Source organism: Qipengyuania sp. (assembly GCF_042095715.1).
GTDB lineage: Bacteria > Pseudomonadota > Alphaproteobacteria > Sphingomonadales > Sphingomonadaceae > Qipengyuania.
In genome coordinates this window covers 1-15,246 of record NZ_JBELMO010000006.1, presented here as the reverse complement: position 1 = coordinate 15,246, position 15,246 = coordinate 1, and the positions used below count along the sequence as shown (strand labels likewise).

Sequence of the window (15,246 nt, the reverse complement as noted above, 5' to 3'; positions counted from 1 at the left end):
CTTACTGGACGCCCTGGTTCGACAGCGACGTATTGAAGGACAGCGCCGCCGACATCTGCGGGGAGAGATTGTTGCGGAGCGTGCCTTCCAGGAAGACCGCGCGCTGGATGACGTGCTGTGTCCGATCGAGGCGCAGGTTCATGCCTTGGGAATAACCATCGAGGACGTGCCGCACGGAGACAATCTGGTCACGCCATTGCGACAGCGCTTCCTCGTTCGCGTTCTGGAACGTCCCGACACCCCGGGATGCGTAGCCGTAATATTGCTGCGCAAGCGCATCGAGCAGATCCATCGACACAATCTCGGCCAGATCGTTCATGTCGTTGGCTGTCATTCCGCCAAGCGTCGCCGCCGCGTTGACCGAAATGATCTTGTAGAGCGGGATCGTGGTCGCGCCGAGCAGTCCGATCTCGTCCGACGTCAGCGCGGTATTCGACCGGACCTTGGCATTCATGCTCTCGATCATTGCGCGGACGCGAGGCTTCAATGCCTGCGCCTGGTTGACCGACATGGTCTGCGTCGTCGGATTGAGACACTTGTCGGACGTGTCGCACTTCAACATCGTGACCGAGTTCGTTCCGTCGAGAAGCGCCGTCAGAAGCGCGCGATCGCCTTGCCCGAAGAACTGGTATCCGCGCTTCCCGCTCGCATCGCCATCCTGATAATAGATGACGGTCCCCACGAAGGTCATGAGATACTCGCGGAACTGGGGAGAGAAGCTGGGGTAGCTCTGCTTCAGCATGTCCCAGGTGAAATTGTAGCTTTCCGACGGAATGTTCGGATCGCTGTTCGCAGCGATCGTCGACTCCCGCTGACCGCCGGTCCCGCATTCGTGCCTGCCCTTCGCCCAATCGGAAAAGAGCCCTTGGCTGTTGCCGATAGACTTGCAAATCTCCGACGACATGCGGTCCGACTTTCCCCACAACCCACCGACGAGATTTTGAGCGGTCTCGCAGCTGTTCATGTTGAACTGGTTCATCTGCTGAGCCTTCTGCGCCATCTCTTCGATCGTCGAGGCGATCTGCGGGCTGATCGACTTTATGGCGAGCTGGAAGGCGAAGCCGAGCGCATTGTTGGCGGTCGCCTTCAACATCGCGACGATCTCGTCGGTGTTGATGAAGGAGAAGCTGCCGGAGAAGACGTCGATGCCGCCGCAACCCGCCTTGATCGAGGGCAGTTGCAGATTGACCGGGTTCACGCTCTTCTGCGGAAACCGTGTCCAGATGTTCCCACCCGAATAATAGCCCGCGGATTGGCCCTGATAGGCGGTCGGCCCGGTCGCGTTGGCCGCCGCGCCCATGTCGTTGAAGAAATCGTTGAGCTCGGCCCCAACCTGCGCGCTGACCGGCGCCGCGGCCATGCCTGTCGCCGCCAACGCGCAGAGCGCCACACAGGCGGGTTTTGCGAAACGGACGGCGATGCCGCCTCTCGTCCGAGTAGACATCAGTAATCGCTCCCTGGCTCGATCTGCGTGAGGTAGAAGATGCGTTGCATGACTTCGTCGGCAGCCATGACGCCGTAGCCGATCGGGATCGGCTGCTTGGTTTGCGTGTCGAACAGGACAATCGCCGGCACGGTGCCTCCCTGGAGCCCCATTCGCTGGTACTGTCCGCTGTCGATCACGTAGTTCGGGAAGAGCTCATTCGGACCGCCGTCCATTGATACAGCCAGCACTTCGAGGCCGTAGTTGTCGGACAACGCGCGCATGACCGGCGAGAACGTCCCGCACGCCGAGCAGCTCGAAGAGTAGAAGTAGAAGACGCCGTAGCGCTGCGTGAGCGCCTGCATCGATCCCTCGCGCTGGTCGCGGCGGTCCGTGAGCCACGTCTGCTTGGCCAAGGTGCCCACTGGCCGTTCGAGTGTGTAGTCGAGCTCGGGGTTCTGCCAGATCGACCTGCTCCACGTATCGGCGAAGGTCGACGCACGATCGAGCTGCTCACGCTGGAAGCGGATGTAGTTGACGATGTTCTCGGAGGTTGGTTCGAGGATTGCGAGCGCCTTGAGCTCGTCGAGCTGCTTGGTGATCGCCGCCATTCGCTCCACGGCGGGTACGGTTTGGGCGGGCTGTTGCTCCCTCTCCTTCGCCTCGCGCTTCACCTTCTCGGAATTGCAGTAGAACCACGACCCGAGTTTGCGCTCGTCGCAGTAGAAGGCATCGCGCTGGGACGCCGTGTCCGCCGTCTGCGCCAAACCGGGGGCCGTGGCTGCGGCGACTACTGCCGCAAGGCCGAGCAAAGCGAGCTTGTTCATGAGCGTTTCCCTTTGTCGAGGTCGAGCATCTGCAGGAGGAAGGCGGTCTTGAGGTGACCCCGACCACGGTCGATCATCCGGATCATTCCGCCGGATAGGGTCGTCGCGCCGTCGATGCCGGCGTCGGTGAGGCAGAAATCGAAAGCGCTCTCGCCTGCGCGGGAGATCCAACCGCGTTCGAGCAATCGGCCGATAGCGGCCACGAGCTCCGCCCTCGATGCTGGGCGCAGGAACCAGTCGTCGATGCGCGAGAACATCTCCTCCTCGCTGGCAGCAAGGTTGCGTCCGATCGCGACGCTGATTGCGAGATCGAGCACTTCGGCAGCTGGGAACGGATCCCCTTCCTGAAACGCAATGACTTCGCCGCCCGACACTTCAAGTCCCTCCATTCAGATTGTAGTAGTCTTCAATCTTGGTCTGGATCTGGATCGACATTTCGATCTCGTCGGGCAGCTTGGCCGCATCGACGAACTCAGCGTAAACCTCGCGGAAATCCATCCGGCTGAGGTCGAGCTGCTGGAACTGGGCAATGAGGAAACCCTCGCAGTCGGGCTCCTTGGCCTTGCCCCATCGCATCCCGAGCTGGGCCTTGCCTTGCTCGTTGAGGATGCGGACCAGCTTGCTCCCGTAGCAGCAGTAAGATTGCTTGCGCGTCACGCAGACGCCGAGGATCTTGTCCGAGCAGTAGGTGCCGACATAATGGCAGAGCCCGGCGTCATCCTTCTTGTCGACGTCCCGATCCTGGCTGTTGCAGAGCCACGGCGTGAGAAGGGGAACGCCCTTCCCGCTGCAGCAATTGGACAGCCCGAACACCTTCTTGGTGCATTTGAGGTTCTCGCCGCTGAAGATCTTGAGCTGGTTCGGATCGAACTCGTCCCTGAGTTCGCCTAGGACGTTCATCGCCACCATCGCGTCCTTGAACTCGGTCGAAGCCTCGCGCGTGACACTCGTGCACTCGCCGTCGATGCAGTAGAGGTCGCCCGCGCAAACGTAGGCAGGCGGCGGAGGCGCACCCGTGTCCGGTGTCGTGCACTGGAACCAGCGATCATAGACGTTGCAGGTGATGCCATTGGCGTCGTAGCTCAGACATTCGTCATGGCTGAGTGAGCATTCCGGACGTGCCTCGAGCGCAGCACAGTCGTTCGCCGGAAGCAAACCCTGGCACTGATACGTGCGGCTCCACTCCCAGCACGGGCGGGTTACGGGCAAGCCATCGATGACGCGCGTCTCGTTGGGAGCCGTGCAGGTCTCGCTTTGGAGCGAGCACGTCGCTCCACCGATCGTGGCTTCGCATTGTGTTTCGTCGACGGACTCGCTGACAATCGAAATCTTGTTCCGCTCAATGCCGCCGGAGACCGCAGTTTGCGCGGGGCAAGAATAGGTCAGACGGTAAATTGGGTCGCCGGGTTCGGAGCAGTAGCGAGTGCGTCCATTGTCGTACCACTGAAGGCACCCTTGGCCTATCCGGACCCGGTTGATCTCCTGACAACCGCCGGCATCGAGCTGGCCTTGAATGGCGGCGCATTGCCGCGCGCCTAGATTGACATCCCTGTCGAACCCCTCATCGCAGGTGTACTCCCAATACCGGGAACCCTGTGTCTGAATTGTCAGGAGAGCCCTGCACGTCCGCGCTTCGTCGAAAGGCTGCGAACCCTGGTTGCAACTCTCGAGATAGGTGGTCGAGCCACCGCCCCCGGGAGGCAGTGGATTGCATGAACCGCTCGATCCACCCGGGCTAGCGCCGGGACCGAGATAGGCGTCGGGATCGCTTTCGATGGCGGATGCCGCGGAGAGATCGATCGTCGCAGGATCGACAACCTTGCGGTACGGATCGATGACGACACGATAGTCCTCCTGATAACGCTGCGCTTCGCCTGCCGTCGTCAAACCGACCGCATCGTCCGCATAATCGAGAGACGGGAAATCAGTCCCTGCGTATGTAGGGACATTCGCTTCCGAACCATCGGCGAGGATGGATCCGTTCGTTGCGTCGCGGACGCCTTCCCCGATTGCCTCGCCCTCGGCGCGGGCATCGGACGACGTCATCTGCGCGTGGGCAAGCTGATCCGTCGCCACGAGACCGGCACAAGCAAGAGCGAGGCCGCGAATGTTCACTGCGCAGACCTGTAATTGGCGAGCGCAACCCGCGAGACCGGAGCGCCAGGGCCGTTGGTGCCCGCGAAGGTCTCCAGCACATAGCCGACGCTGACATTGCCCGCGATCCGGTCATGAGGCGGCGGCGCAGTCACACAGTCAAGCTGGTCGCAAGGCTCGAAGTCGCTCGAAAGCGCGACATAGGTCGGAACATGATCGACCTGAAAAGACCGGAACAGCCGCGGTTCGATCGCGACGTTGCTCGCGCCTGCCTGGTCGACGACGTTACGGATGCCGGTGATGAACGCTTGCGGATTCCCGGCCGAGAAGCCTCTGAACACGACGACGCCGCCGGCCTTCGTCGTGTCCTCGATCATTTTCGCCAGCGCTTCTTCGGGCATCGAAAGGCTGGCGAACGCGATAAACAACGGCGCACCCTCGGGGTTGGCCATGCCCGCCTTGGCGCCAGCGACCATTTCGTCGAAGTCGAAGGGGCCATCACCGGCAGCGATATCGGACACGTCGAGCCCTTCGATCGAGGCGTAACCACCCTCGACGACCTTCTGCGCCTCTTCCCGGTGCTCCTCGCCATTGGAGGTCACGTAGTCGAAGAGTGCTTGGGCATCTTCTTGGAACTCCCCAGCGCGTGCTTCGATTGCTTGGGGATCGAAACCGTCCGTGCTTTGGGCGAAGACGGCCGTCACGCAGCCGATGAGGCTGAAACCGGCGAGCGAGATAGCGATCTTGCGGTTCATGGCAGGTCTCCGTTCTACAGCACGCAGCAATTGCGCTTGCGCCAAAGGAGGAAACCCACGTCCTCTCCCTTGACCGGGTAAACCTGTCCGGACTTGGGCAGGATGGGGGTCGCGCCGATCGGCGAGCAGCTTTCTCGTCCGCTGACCATCGGCGTCGGATTGACCTGTTGAAGGCGATACTGGCTCTTCTTCAGGATCGGCATGATGTACTTCGAGCAGAGGGCTTTCGAGCCGCTAGTGCCCCACGCCAGACCCTGGCGATGCATCTTGTAGATCATCCGTTCGGCGGCGAGCCGAGCCGACTGCTTGATGCCGACATTCGCTCCGATGTTGCCGTTCATCGGATACATCGGCCCTTGGCACCCCGAGCACCAGAACAGTTCGTCTATCGGCAGTTTCGAAGTCGAAGCGATACAGTCGGCCGAACAAGCGGCCTGAGCGATCGGCGAGGTGAAAAGCGCCGCTTCGGGATTGAGAAGCGTCGTAAGCTCATCATCCTGCCACAGCGGATCGATCTCGCTCATATAAGCGACATCGAACGAGCTGGCTTCAAGGCATAGGAAATCGGTTACGACCTCGAGCCAATAAAGCAGCGGGTAGATGTAATAGTGAACGTGGTACTTCGCCGTGTTCTGCGACTGGCCCCCTATCTGCGAGGAGTTCGAGGCGTAGCCGTTCCCGATCGAGAAGCCCGGATCGAGCTTGATCCCGCCAAGATTGGGAAAGCACCACGGCTTGGTCGAGACATCGACGAGACGCACGGGCTCCCAGAACCCCATCGCAAGCCCGACGCGTGGAACGGGCGTTCCGCAAGCGCAGATCGGCAGATCCGGATTCTTGGTATCGGCGCGTGATGATGGCCAGATCTTGAGCGATCCGAGGGAAAGGGGGAACATGCAGCCCCAGCACACATCCGTGATCGGATTGACGAACGATCCGGAACAACGCCCCGGACCGGAGGGCAGTCCTTGGGCGGACGCCGGCGCGACAAGAGCAAGGGCGGCAAGCGCCGCAACAACGGTAAGCCACCTACGCAACATCGTCGGTCTCCCTGAAGAGCCAGGCATCGTCCGCGGCGTTCTTCAGCCTGGCCCATGCCCAGCCCTGAACGGACATGAAGGTGAAGGCCGCGGCCAGGCCCGGGAGAGCGGCGGACCCGATAAGCCGGCGAAGCTGGCCAAGGAACAGAAGTGCGACCGCGAAAACGAGGCAGGCTGCGATGACGCGGAAGCGCGCAGCCCGTATCTCCCCAGTTTCCGGAGCGGCGAGAGGAGCCGGGATCATGTCGCGCCAGGACGTCACGATTGCCTCCGCGGGATAGCTTTCTCGGTAATCAGCAGGAGATCGCCCTTCGCCTCAACGAGCGCGGGCGTGCGGGTGATGCCGAAATGACTGGAGAGCTTGCCCTCCTGGTCGAAGTAGAACCGACGCTGGTGAGTTTTCATGGATTCGAAGGGCGAACCATCGACAAAGATGATCTTAGCGCGTTCATCCGATCCGTGACCGAGCGCCCACTCGATTTCGGCGGGATCGTCGCCATCCACGAAGACGAGCTTCTTGGAGAGCCCCGAAGTCGCGAGCGGATTAACCCGCTGCCCACGTGCCGCGATCAGATTGCCCTGGTGGTCGCGGATGTCGTTCTCGACGACGATCGCGGGATCGAATTCCCACGAACGCGTCTCTTCGGCACGCGCCATTCCCGGAACGGGAACCGGACGCATGACGCGATCCTTCACTTTCGCGGCGAACTGCTGGTTCATCTCGTCGAGCTTGCCGGTCGCCTGCGCATGATCGAGACGCGCCTTGATGACGGACAGGAGGTCGGGCTCGATGACGGGCCAGGTCTGACCCATCTGGCCATGATCCTGCGCCTGCGCAGTCAGCATCGACGGCGCCGTCGCAGCCGCGGTGACGGCGGCGCATGAGAGGATGACGAGACGATACCTCACAGGATCGCCACTCCCGTTCCAACGAGGCGGTCGCGGCACACGAAGCCGATGTGCGAATAGCGGCTGTCGAAGCCATCCTTGTGGTGAGTGGCTGCAAACACGCAACCTTCCGGAACGACGCCGAGAGGTCCTTCGGTCAGGGGATCACCGCGCTTCGTGAGCGGCTTGGTCGATGCGATGCGCTCGCCATTGACCAGCACGTCACGGCCTTCGCGGGTCACGAAATCGCCGGGCAGACCGAAGGCGATCTTGGCGAAGGCGCCAGGCTCTTCGCCGAAATACTTCTGGGTGACCGGATCATGGCCCGGGTGGAATATCACGTAATCGCCGCGGTCGGGAAAGCGGCCACTTTCGACAAGGAACGCCCAGTTCGGCAGCGAATCCGTTGCGTTAATCATGAAGGCATGGGTCTCGCTCCATTGCTGCAGGGACGTCACCGCCGTTCCGATGCCGAAAAGCGCGGCGATCGCGAATAGCTTGCCCTTGGTCGACAGCCGCTTGGCTCTATTGTTGAACACCGCCCTGCCCTCCCCCGTTCGCGGCCATGAACGCCTGCATTTCCTGCTCGACACGCGCGTCTTGCGCTTGTCGCATGTCGATCGAAGCCTGGGCGATTTGCGGGCGCGGCACCTTCGCGTAGACGGCCGCCTTTACGCTCTGGGTGACGTCCGGGATCTCGCCGCCAATCACCGCCTCGTGGACGAGAACGACCTTCCCGCTCTTCGACAAGCCAGCGACGGTTCGATCGAGTGCGGCCATGAAGACGGCCGTTTCCTGGGCGGCAGTCTGCTCGTCGGAACTCGATCGCGCCTGGGCCTGCAGATATTCGCCGATGATCCCTTGCAGCTGAAGCTGCACGAACTCCTGGCGTCCCCCATCTTCAGAGACGAGGTTCTTGGTGACCCAGGCTCCCCAGATGAAGATGGCGGCGGCGGCAGCGAGCAGCACGATCTCCCGGGGTGAAAGACCCGCAAAGGCGCGTTTGGCAGCCACTGTCTTGGGCCTGCGAACTTCGGCGGTTGCCGCATGATCGGCATTCTCGAACAGATCAGTCATTGTCACCTCCAGCGACTTCGAAAGCGGAGCGAAGGCTCGCACGGCGAAAGAAAGCGATGAGAACGAAGGCGCCGCCGAGGACCGTGAATACGATCGTTTGAAATTGCGCCTGTCGAGCCGCGTCGGCCGCGAGGAAGCGCGCGGCCAAATTGTCCAGCTGAAGCATCGTCCCAGAAAGGGTGAAGCTGCCGAGGAGGACGAAGAACAAGGTCGCGACGCCAAGGGTCGCGAGGCCCGTCGTGGCGAACCACCCGATCAGGCGGAACGCAACGGCCATTGCGTCTTGGCCGCGTCCGATCCGAGTGTGCGGGGATCCGGCGTGTGCAAATGCGTTCATTCCGCGGCCTCCAGCATATGGTGGGTTTCGGGAAAGGCTACCGCCTCGATCGCATCGTGCATCGGGAAGCCACGATGGACGTAATCCTCGATTTCGGCGAAGACGTCGGGGCTCGAGGAGTAGAGGGTCGCCGAATAGCGATCGAGGACGAGCCGCCCGATGCTCTCGGTGTCGGGCCCCCGGATGAACACGTCCGAGTAGTCCACGCCGTTGCGCTTCAAGGACCGCAAGAGCGCCTCGGTCATGTTGTCCATCTCGAAGCGATCCGAATTGCGGAAATCGGAGATCGTCTCGCCCTTCTGCTGAAGGATGAGGAACCAGTCGGAGTTCTCAAGCGCGGCGCGCGACCCCTCCGACTTGTAGTAATCGTGGATCGATTGCGTCGCCGTGATAAGCGAACCTCCGTATTTGCGGCAGGTGCGCGAATAGGTCTCGACGAAGTCTGCCATCGCCCCGCCCTTCAGCATCTGCCAGGCCTCATCGATGATAAGCGGCTTGGGGATCGAGCGGTCCATCCGGCGCATCACCTGCGAAGCGATGAACATCACGGATGTCAGCACCACGCCGCGCAACTCCTCACGCGTCGCCAGATCGGAAAGCTCGAAGACGGTGAGGTCGGCCGACAGGTCCAGATTGGCATCGCCGAGGAAGAAGCGACCGAATGTCCCGGTCGAGGCGAACGGCAGCAACGAGGTCGCAAGATCGTAGGCGAAGGGATGTTCGGGCTGCTTGAGCGCCTCGATGATGTGGTCCACCGTTCCATCGCGACCCTCTGCTTCCCAGACGGCGTTGACGGCCTGGTCGATGAGCCCGCGCTCGGTGTCGTTCAGTCGGGTCTCGTTTCGCGCCATCTGCGAAATGATCGACTTCAACATGGCGAGGCAGTCGACCAGATAGTCGTCGTCGCCCTGGGCCAGCTCTTGGTCGATCATCCGGAAGGGGTTGATCGAAATGCCCGAAGAGAGCTTGAATTCGGTAAAGGTGCCGCCGAGCGCCTTCGCCATGTGCTCGAAACTGCGACCGTCATCGATCACGATCGTCTTCGCGCCGACGCCGGCGAAGCTCGCCGTCAGATCCTGAAGGAGGACCGATTTCCCCGAACCCGACTTGCCCGCGATTGCCACGTTGTGGTTGCCGGCACCGTTCTGGAACGGCGACCAGAATTGCGGTTGCCCCCGGCGCCCGATGAACAGCAGATGCGGAATGTTGCCGCCTACATATTCACCCTGGATCGGTGCGATGGCCGCGACGTTCGTGGAGCGCATGGTGCGCAGCCGCTTCATGCGCTTGTAATCGGAATCGAGCCCGTCCGCGAGCATGAGCGGGAAATGGGCCATGAAGGCGGGCAGCTGGATATGGGTCTCGTCGATCAGGTCCCACCCGCTCGCCTTGTAGAGCGCCTTGAGCGTTCGCTCGCAGGGCTCGCCACGTCCCTTGGGCGCGAGGATCGAAACCGCATAATAGCATGAGACCAGCTTTTCGCCCTGCTTCACACGGTCTTGGATGAACTGCCATTCGGCGGCCTCTGTGCGAAGCTTCGGGACGAGCTTGACGCCCTTTCCCTCCGCCAGCGAGCTCGTGCGCGCGAACTTGTATCCCGCCTTGCTTTCCGAAGACTCCTGCCCGGGGATGACCCCGCACACGGTCTGGAGGACCGGGCACGGCAAGTTCAGCTTGGGATTGAAGATATCGCCGATGATCTTCTGCGTGTCCCACGGAGCCCAGCGATCGGGGAAATTGCGTGCCGCCATCGTCCGGATGTCGAAGCGCTCGGGAACGAAATCCTTCATCTCCGGCACGCCCTCGACAGAGGCACCCGTTGGGCGGAGCGACTGCGCATGAAGGATAAGACGATCTTTCTCGACATGGGTGACGAGATCGCGGCGGACGCATTGTTCGTTGATTGGGTCGAACCGGTTGTACCCCGGAACCTCGTCTCCAGCTCCGGTCGATGGAGCCAGGATCTCGTCGAAAAAGCGGATCAGATCGGTGGGCTCGAATTGCTTGATTGGAACGTCGATCGATTCCAGCGCCGAAATGGTTCCGTCGCGCATCGTCACCAGATCATCGGTCGTCAGCCCGGAGCCCTGACTGACGCCGACCGACATGACGACACGGTAATTGCGGACGAAGAAGGGGCCGTCGCTCGCGAGAGTCGACCACGCGCCGTTGCGGAGCTTGTCGAGACGATGTCGGGCAAGGGTCTGGAAGACGCCGGAGGCGCTAAAGCGCGGTAGCGCCCAGTCCTGCAGCTTCTCCGCGACGCGCGGAGAGGAATAATTGGTTACGCTGAATTTGGTCCCGGGCAGGAGGATATCCGAGAACAGCGAACTTATGATGTCGTTGACGCGATCATTGGCCCCGACCAGCGGCGCAAGCTCGAGGATGAAGCCTTTCGAGCGGACCTGGTGGAAGACCCGCTTGTCTTCGTCGTAGGAGCGATAGCCAAGGTAATGCGACAGCATCGGCACCTGCGGCGGGTTCGACTTCTGCTCGGGTTTCCGGCTGTCGCCGACCACCAGGTCCACGATGTTGCTGAATGCTCTCATCATCGCGCTTCACTCCACCACGCCGGGAAACGATGCGGCCTGCCGCCGCGGCTTCGCCTGCTGGCCTGCAAGGCGTTCGGATACCTGCGCCTCGATCGCCGCGATGGGATCGGTCCCTGTCGCGACGGCGACTTCCTGCGGCTTTGCCGTAGGATCAGCCGCGGGCGGGAGGATATCGGGGGTGATCGCGAGGAACGGCGGGGCACTCTCCGCAGCGGCAAGCAGCCCCTGGTTGCGCGTGGGATTGCGCCCGCGCATCGCCATCGCGTCCATCGCATCACCGCGACCGGGCAAGACGGCCTCGGTCCTGACGGTCCGCCGTGCGTGGATCATGCCCGTCGCATCGGTGTAGCCCGGAAAGACAACGGCAAGCTCATAGCTCGGGGCACTGGTCGCCGTCATGGGAGCGGACGCGAGAACGGTGCTGTGGACCGGAGCATCGATCCCGTCATCCATCTGGTAGGGACCGGCGGGATTGAGCAGATCGGTGGAGCTCGTTTCCTCGATCCGCGATATCGCGTTGTCGTCGATCACGGTGGAGGGGGCGCACACACCGTCGGGAGCATCGCACCGGAAACTGCCGCTCACATTGGTGCCCAGTGTGGTGCAGGCCGAGAGCGCGCCGCCAAGCGCGGCGATGGTGAGAATGGCTTTGCTGTTCACGATGCACTCCCTTGGATCCAGCTTTCGAGGAATTCGCGGGGGCGGTAGCCGTGAACGACGGCACCATCCTCGCGGACGATTACGGGGGTTCCATTGAAGCCATGCTGGCGCGCGAAAGCTTCGTTGGCATCGAGCCCCGACGTGTCGCATTCCGATCCGGTGGTGATCGACCCGCCATCATACGCCTGATTCACGGCCCGGCGCTTGTCGGGAGAGCAGATCACGGCTTCGGAAATCGGGCGTGTGCCGAGCACCGAGATTGGGCGCTCGACGACCTTCACGTTGAGCGTCTCGAGGGTCTCATGAAGCCGCTTGCAATAGCCACAGCGGAAGTCGCTGAAGACGGTGACCGTCTTTGTCCCCCGGCCCATCACGACCGCGCCGTTCTGCGGCAACGCAGCCAGCGCGCGAGGGTCGATCTGATCGTCGATCGAGCCGCCCGTGGCATCGCCTGCGGCGGGCGCTTGCATGTCGGCGCTGGCCGTTGCCGATTCTCCGCCGCCTCCCCCAATCAGCATGTCGGGGTTCATCTCGAGCAGCCGCGCCGCCGTCAGATCCTGCTTGGTCTCCATGTCGTAGACGCGGCCGATAATGAGATAGCGAGCGCCGTGATCGATGTAGAAGAGGTTCTGCCGAGCCTGCACCTCGCATACGCCCTCGATCTTCTCGCAGTCGATCGCGGTGATCTCGGTCTTGGGCAGGCGTTCGGCGAGAGCCTGTTGCACCGCAGCGTCCGAGGAACTCTGCGCGAGAGCCTGGGCTCCAAGGGCAAGAACGCCTCCCGCGCCAAGGATCCCGACTGCTTGAACAGTCCGGACGAGACCGGCTTTATGATCGCCGTGCATGAGCCGCTTGAGGGTCAAATTCTTCAGCATGATTGCCTCTCAGTTCCTGATGAAGGTGCCGTCGAGGAACACGACCTCGACACTTGCGCCGGTGGGCATCTCGACGACGGGCTGATATTGCTCCGCGCGCTCGATGAGATATTCGGAGAGGGTCGTGCCGGCCTGTTCGGCACCGCCGCCAAGAGCGCGCAGTCCGACCTCACTTGCATCCGGGTCTTCGCGACCCCCCGAGATGATGGGCGCGTTGAACGAGCCGTTGAGGGCGGTGCCGGCGCTGCTGACGAGACCAGCGAGGAAGGCCTGAGTCGTCAGAGACCCTTCGCGGCTGACCACCCGGCCGCGAACGCCGACCTTGCCGCCGAAGGCGATGAAGCCCTTCACCTCCGACACCGCGAAGCGGCCGCCAGGCTGCGCGCAGGTCATGCGCTGGAGCTTTACGTAGACCTTCTCCGAGGAAAGGTCGCCGTAAGCCGCGCCGTTCACCATGCAGCCCTGTACGCGAGTGGCGAGAAGGCGGCCCTCGCTGTAGACCGAGCGCGCTGGTCCGGTGATGCGGAGAAGCACCGGGAGCGGATCGCTCTGGCTGCGTGTGTTGGTGGTGGCGTCGACCCCCACGACCACCGTCGCCTTCGCGATCGAGTTGGGCGGCAAGTAGTTCGGAGAGTCTGTGTAGATGGCGGGCGACTTGGAAGCGTCGATCCGCGAACCCGTGCCACCATTCGCCGTGAAAGAAACCATCTGCACATCGTTGGCGCGCCGCGGCGGCTGCGGCGGCGCCGCGACAGGCGATGAGGAGGGGGCGACCCCCAAAGCCTGTGCAGCGGCGACCGGACCCGGAGCACTCGGGCGGGCGTTCCCGCGGCTCGCCTGCTGGCGTAGCTGCTCGTTCTCGCGCTCATATGCTTCCAGAACACGCTGGCCATCGCGAGCCATCGCGGCGTTCTCGTTGCGCAGACTCTCGACCTGCGACTGAAGCTCCATCATCTGGCCGGCCTGCGCCTCGACGCCCTTCAGCCGCTGCCCCTGGGAGTTGATCTCGCCCTCGTACATGGCGACCCATTCCTGGTCGACACGCTGGCGGTTCATGAGGGCGTCGGTCGAGACCGTGGTCTCGGTACCGTCGTCCATCGCCTGTTCGATGGTATCGTCGGTATCGAGGACGTACATCGAACCCGCGATCGCGATGACGCCCACCAGCCCGTACATCAGCATCTTCTGACGCTTCTGGGTCTGGTCGTTCTCCGCGATCGAACCCCTCTCGTCGAGCTCATCGTGCTCGTCATATCCGGCGGCATCCAGATCCTTGGGTTTGCGCTTCAGGAGATCCATCTCAGTTACCTTCCTGTGGGAACGACGACATAGACGGCAGTCGCCTGTCCACTCGCGAGGTCGCGGTTTGAAATGCTAACGGCGATCGCACCGTCGCCGGCGATGAGCTCTTCCTGCAGCGTCATGGGAGCGGCTCCGGTGTTCTCGATCCGAAGAACCTTGCCCGTCATGGTCGGGCTGCGATATTCGCTGACCAGCTGGACCTTGATGTCGCCGACGTTCACCGGCGCGCGAGCGGCGTCGCTGATCTCGAAGCCCGTCACGGGACGCTGTTCGAACATCGCCCGAACGAGGCCCACCGCACGATCGTCGAGCGAAGCAGCTTGCAGCGTTTCGGCCTGCGGCTGCGGATGCTCGATATCCGCGTTGGCCACGAAGACCTGCAACGCGCCGTCACCCGACACCTGACAGTCGAACTTGTAGACGTATCCCTTCTGCGTCGTGCCGAAGAAGGAAATGTTCGGCTTGGTGTAGCCTCCCGGCACCGACAGATAGATGTCGCCGCGCGTGGGTTCGTGGACAATCGAGAAGTCCTCGGCCTCGATACCGCTCTGGACGCGCGACACGGCGACGAACTGATCGTCCTTGAGCGCGATCCGGGTAAGGTCTGATTTCGACGCCTGACAACGTACCTCGCCGTTGTCGACGGCGAGAATGTGTTCCTGCGCGAGTGCGGGCGCAGCCGAGATGACGAACGCGCCTGCGATGAGCGCCGCGCCGCTCAAGCGCGTAAGGTAGCAGTCGAGACGCGAGGCCAACAGCCCGCCGGAGACGATCATGAGCGAGGAAATGACCGGGTTCATTCTTCCTCTCCTTCTTTCACGACGACGCCGAAGCCCTTCAGACGGAGCGAGACGCCGGTATATTTCCAGTGGAACTCGAAGACCTTGTGTTCGCGGCGGACGTCGCGCGAACCGACGATCGTATGGAGCACGCCGCCGACCTGGCTCGTGAGTTCGTCGGGGTCGGTCCTGATCCAGTCGATGGTGACGAACTGCGTGACCTGAGAGCCTTCCTGCTCGGCCATGATCTCCATCAGCTTGGCTTTAAGCGCGCCGCGCGACTCCGGCGCGGCGATGGCGACGATCCCGTCGAGCCAGTACTGGAGGGTTTCAGGCGAGCGATTGAGCGCAAGCTGCGCGGTGTCGCGTGTTACCGCCTCGAGATACTCGGGCGTGACCGACGAGGAGCTAAGCGTCATTTCGCTCGGGAGGATCGGCTGCAGGACGACCTCCCGATCGCGCGTCGAGGCGGCCGTGAACATCACAACCACAAGGATGCCGAGAACGATGCAGATGAGCGCGAGGAGATTGCGCTGTTTCAGCGTCCGTTGCGACGCCTCGTGAGCAAGAGAAAGTTCCATTTCAGCCCGCCATCACACGAAGATGAGAAGGCGGAGCGACCTTCAGACCAAAGAAC

17 protein-coding genes are annotated in these 15,246 nt (G+C 62.4%); all 17 read right to left on the bottom strand.

Translation table 11 applies throughout. The features are described from left to right. Window position 1: 1 nt before the first annotated feature. Genes ACFDTG_RS03125 through ACFDTG_RS03045 form a run of 17 tightly spaced genes read right to left on the bottom strand, consistent with a single transcriptional unit; the run spans window position 2 to window position 15,190 of the window. Window positions 2-1,444 carry a conjugal transfer protein TraH gene (locus tag ACFDTG_RS03125; RefSeq protein ID WP_375289627.1) on the bottom strand — a complete coding sequence of 481 codons (1,443 nt, stop codon included), beginning with the start codon at window positions 1,442-1,444 and terminating at the stop codon, window positions 2-4. Then, window positions 1,444-2,250: a conjugal transfer protein TraF gene (traF, locus tag ACFDTG_RS03120; protein WP_375289626.1), complete on the bottom strand. Its 807-nt coding sequence runs from the start codon at window positions 2,248-2,250 to the stop codon at window positions 1,444-1,446. The genes ACFDTG_RS03125 and traF overlap by 1 nt, the downstream gene beginning before the upstream one ends. Further along, window positions 2,247-2,639: a hypothetical protein gene (locus ACFDTG_RS03115; protein WP_375289625.1), complete on the bottom strand. Its 393-nt coding sequence runs from the start codon at window positions 2,637-2,639 to the stop codon at window positions 2,247-2,249. Before ACFDTG_RS03115 ends, traF begins: the two co-directional genes overlap by 4 nt. Further along, on the bottom strand, window positions 2,626-4,365 hold the full coding sequence (locus ACFDTG_RS03110) for a conjugal transfer protein TraN (protein WP_375289624.1): 1,740 nt from the start codon (window positions 4,363-4,365) through the stop codon (window positions 2,626-2,628). The genes ACFDTG_RS03115 and ACFDTG_RS03110 overlap by 14 nt, the downstream gene beginning before the upstream one ends. Further along, window positions 4,362-5,099 (bottom strand): type-F conjugative transfer system pilin assembly protein TrbC, encoded by a 738-nt coding sequence (gene trbC / locus ACFDTG_RS03105; RefSeq protein WP_375289623.1) that lies wholly within the window; start codon window positions 5,097-5,099, stop codon window positions 4,362-4,364. The genes ACFDTG_RS03110 and trbC overlap by 4 nt, the downstream gene beginning before the upstream one ends. A gap of 14 nt (window positions 5,100-5,113) precedes the next feature. Further along, window positions 5,114-6,139, bottom strand: coding sequence for a conjugal transfer pilus assembly protein TraU (gene traU, locus ACFDTG_RS03100; RefSeq protein ID WP_375289622.1), 1,026 nt, complete (start codon window positions 6,137-6,139; stop codon window positions 5,114-5,116). Then, window positions 6,129-6,401 (bottom strand): hypothetical protein, encoded by a 273-nt coding sequence (locus tag ACFDTG_RS03095; protein ID WP_176268258.1) that lies wholly within the window; start codon window positions 6,399-6,401, stop codon window positions 6,129-6,131. Before ACFDTG_RS03095 ends, traU begins: the two co-directional genes overlap by 11 nt. Beyond that, window positions 6,398-7,048, bottom strand: coding sequence for a type-F conjugative transfer system protein TraW (gene traW / locus ACFDTG_RS03090; protein WP_375289621.1), 651 nt, complete (start codon window positions 7,046-7,048; stop codon window positions 6,398-6,400). The genes ACFDTG_RS03095 and traW overlap by 4 nt, the downstream gene beginning before the upstream one ends. Continuing rightward, on the bottom strand, window positions 7,045-7,566 hold the full coding sequence (locus ACFDTG_RS03085) for a S26 family signal peptidase (protein WP_375289620.1): 522 nt from the start codon (window positions 7,564-7,566) through the stop codon (window positions 7,045-7,047). Before ACFDTG_RS03085 ends, traW begins: the two co-directional genes overlap by 4 nt. After that, a complete protein-coding gene (locus ACFDTG_RS03080) occupies window positions 7,553-8,104 on the bottom strand; it encodes a TrbI F-type domain-containing protein (RefSeq protein WP_375289619.1) in 552 nt (183 codons plus the stop codon). The genes ACFDTG_RS03085 and ACFDTG_RS03080 overlap by 14 nt, the downstream gene beginning before the upstream one ends. Next, a complete protein-coding gene (locus tag ACFDTG_RS03075; protein ID WP_375289618.1) occupies window positions 8,097-8,441 on the bottom strand; it encodes a hypothetical protein in 345 nt (114 codons plus the stop codon). The genes ACFDTG_RS03080 and ACFDTG_RS03075 overlap by 8 nt, the downstream gene beginning before the upstream one ends. Beyond that, a complete protein-coding gene (gene traC / locus ACFDTG_RS03070; RefSeq protein WP_375289640.1) occupies window positions 8,438-10,990 on the bottom strand; it encodes a type IV secretion system protein TraC in 2,553 nt (850 codons plus the stop codon). Before traC ends, ACFDTG_RS03075 begins: the two co-directional genes overlap by 4 nt. Before the next feature lie 9 nt (window positions 10,991-10,999). Beyond that, window positions 11,000-11,653 carry a hypothetical protein gene (locus ACFDTG_RS03065; RefSeq protein WP_063612618.1) on the bottom strand — a complete coding sequence of 218 codons (654 nt, stop codon included), beginning with the start codon at window positions 11,651-11,653 and terminating at the stop codon, window positions 11,000-11,002. Then, a complete protein-coding gene (locus ACFDTG_RS03060) occupies window positions 11,650-12,528 on the bottom strand; it encodes a DsbC family protein (protein WP_227819756.1) in 879 nt (292 codons plus the stop codon). Before ACFDTG_RS03060 ends, ACFDTG_RS03065 begins: the two co-directional genes overlap by 4 nt. A 9-nt stretch (window positions 12,529-12,537) precedes the next feature. Beyond that, window positions 12,538-13,827, bottom strand: a complete 1,290-nt coding sequence (locus ACFDTG_RS03055; RefSeq protein WP_082863935.1) for a TrbI/VirB10 family protein — start codon at window positions 13,825-13,827, stop codon at window positions 12,538-12,540. A 5-nt stretch (window positions 13,828-13,832) separates the two neighbouring features. Then, window positions 13,833-14,630: a type-F conjugative transfer system secretin TraK gene (locus ACFDTG_RS03050; protein ID WP_063612617.1), complete on the bottom strand. Its 798-nt coding sequence runs from the start codon at window positions 14,628-14,630 to the stop codon at window positions 13,833-13,835. Further along, a complete protein-coding gene (locus ACFDTG_RS03045; RefSeq protein ID WP_119587720.1) occupies window positions 14,627-15,190 on the bottom strand; it encodes a type IV conjugative transfer system protein TraE in 564 nt (187 codons plus the stop codon). Before ACFDTG_RS03045 ends, ACFDTG_RS03050 begins: the two co-directional genes overlap by 4 nt. Between the last annotated feature and the right edge of the window lie 56 nt (window positions 15,191-15,246).

Coding starts and splice junctions, on each gene's coding strand:
- ACFDTG_RS03125 (WP_375289627.1), bottom strand. CDS start 1,444: ATGTCTACTCGGACGAGAGGCGGCATCGCCGTCCGTTTCGCAAAACCC.
- traF (WP_375289626.1), bottom strand. CDS start 2,250: ATGAACAAGCTCGCTTTGCTCGGCCTTGCGGCAGTAGTCGCCGCAGCC.
- ACFDTG_RS03115 (WP_375289625.1), bottom strand. CDS start 2,639: ATGGAGGGACTTGAAGTGTCGGGCGGCGAAGTCATTGCGTTTCAGGAA.
- trbC (WP_375289623.1), bottom strand. CDS start 5,099: ATGAACCGCAAGATCGCTATCTCGCTCGCCGGTTTCAGCCTCATCGGC.
- traU (WP_375289622.1), bottom strand. CDS start 6,139: ATGTTGCGTAGGTGGCTTACCGTTGTTGCGGCGCTTGCCGCCCTTGCT.
- ACFDTG_RS03080 (WP_375289619.1), bottom strand. CDS start 8,104: ATGACTGATCTGTTCGAGAATGCCGATCATGCGGCAACCGCCGAAGTT.
- ACFDTG_RS03075 (WP_375289618.1), bottom strand. CDS start 8,441: ATGAACGCATTTGCACACGCCGGATCCCCGCACACTCGGATCGGACGC.
- traC (WP_375289640.1), bottom strand. CDS start 10,990: ATGAGAGCATTCAGCAACATCGTGGACCTGGTGGTCGGCGACAGCCGG.
- ACFDTG_RS03060 (WP_227819756.1), bottom strand. CDS start 12,528: ATGCTGAAGAATTTGACCCTCAAGCGGCTCATGCACGGCGATCATAAA.
- ACFDTG_RS03055 (WP_082863935.1), bottom strand. CDS start 13,827: ATGGATCTCCTGAAGCGCAAACCCAAGGATCTGGATGCCGCCGGATAT.
- ACFDTG_RS03050 (WP_063612617.1), bottom strand. CDS start 14,630: ATGAACCCGGTCATTTCCTCGCTCATGATCGTCTCCGGCGGGCTGTTG.
- ACFDTG_RS03045 (WP_119587720.1), bottom strand. CDS start 15,190: ATGGAACTTTCTCTTGCTCACGAGGCGTCGCAACGGACGCTGAAACAG.